The following is a 1,848-nucleotide window of genomic DNA, read 5'->3' on the forward strand; positions in this document are numbered from 1 at the left end:
AACACAGTGGACGCGAGCAACTGAGGACAAGCCCTCGGCCTATTAGTACCGGTCACCTCCACACCTCACGGTGCTTCCAGATCCGGCCTATCAACCCAGTCGTCTACTGGGAGCCTTACCCCATCAAGTGGGTGGGAGCCCTCATCTCGAAGCAGGCTTCCCGCTTAGATGCTTTCAGCGGTTATCCCTCCCGAACGTAGCCAACCAGCCATGCCCTTGGCAGAACAACTGGCACACCAGAGGTTCGTCCGTCCCGGTCCTCTCGTACTAGGGACAGCCCTTCTCAAGACTCCTACGCGCACAGCGGATAGGGACCGAACTGTCTCACGACGTTCTAAACCCAGCTCGCGTACCGCTTTAATGGGCGAACAGCCCAACCCTTGGGACCGACTCCAGCCCCAGGATGCGACGAGCCGACATCGAGGTGCCAAACCATCCCGTCGATATGGACTCTTGGGGAAGATCAGCCTGTTATCCCCGGGGTACCTTTTATCCGTTGAGCGACGGCGCTTCCACAAGCCACCGCCGGATCACTAGTCCCGACTTTCGTCCCTGCTCGACCCGTCGGTCTCACAGTCAAGCTCCCTTGTGCACTTACACTCAACACCTGATTGCCAACCAGGCTGAGGGAACCTTTGGGCGCCTCCGTTACCCTTTAGGAGGCAACCGCCCCAGTTAAACTACCCATCAGACACTGTCCCTGATCCGGATCACGGACCCAGGTTAGACATCCAGCACGACCAGACTGGTATTTCAACGACGACTCCCACGACACTGGCGTGCCGCTTTCACAGTCTCCCAGCTATCCTACACAAGCCGAACCGAACACCAATATCAAACTGTAGTAAAGGTCCCGGGGTCTTTCCGTCCTGCTGCGCGAAACGAGCATCTTTACTCGTAGTGCAATTTCACCGGGCCTATGGTTGAGACAGTCGAGAAGTCGTTACGCCATTCGTGCAGGTCGGAACTTACCCGACAAGGAATTTCGCTACCTTAGGATGGTTATAGTTACCACCGCCGTTTACTGGCGCTTAAGTTCTCAGCTTCGCCCAGACGAATCTGAGCTAACCGGTCCCCTTAACGTTCCAGCACCGGGCAGGCGTCAGTCCGTATACATCGCCTTACGGCTTCGCACGGACCTGTGTTTTTAGTAAACAGTCGCTTCTCGCTGGTCTCTGCGGCCACCCCCAGCTCACGGAGCAAGTCCGGTCACCAGGTGTGGCCCCCCTTCTCCCGAAGTTACGGGGGCATTTTGCCGAGTTCCTTAACCATAGTTCACCCGAACGCCTCGGTATTCTCTACCTGACCACCTGAGTCGGTTTAGGGTACGGGCCGCCATGAAACTCGCTAGAGGCTTTTCTCGACAGCATAGGATCATCCACTTCACCACAATCGGCTCGGCATCAGGTCTCAGCCACATGTGCGACGGATTTACCTATCGCACGGCCTACACCCTTACCCCGGGACAACCACCGCCCGGGATGGACTACCTTCCTGCGTCACCCCATCACTCACCTACTAACCGCTTGGGCCGGCGGCTCCACCACTCCCCTTCACCCGAAGGATCCAGGGCGGCTTCACGGCCTTAGCATCACGATGCTCGATGTTTGACGCTTCACAGCGGGTACCGGAATATCAACCGGTTATCCATCGACTACGCCTGTCGGCCTCGCCTTAGGTCCCGACTTACCCTGGGCAGATCAGCTTGACCCAGGAACCCTTAGTCAATCGGCGCAAACGTTTCTCACGTTTGTATCGCTACTCATGCCTGCATTCTCACTCGTCAACCGTCCACAACTCGCTTACGCGGCTGCTTCACCCGGCAGACGACGCTCCCCTACCCATCAC

The 1,848-nt window shown here is 57.4% G+C and carries 1 rRNA gene; it reads right to left on the minus strand.

What is annotated here, in order from left to right:
* Positions 1-22: 22 nt before the first annotated feature.
* A 23S ribosomal RNA gene (locus H0H10_RS04525) occupies positions 23-1,848 on the minus strand; the annotation flags it as partial.

It is taken from the genome of Streptomyces griseicoloratus (assembly GCF_014534645.1).
GTDB classification, from domain to species: Bacteria; Actinomycetota; Actinomycetes; order Streptomycetales; family Streptomycetaceae; genus Streptomyces; species Streptomyces griseicoloratus.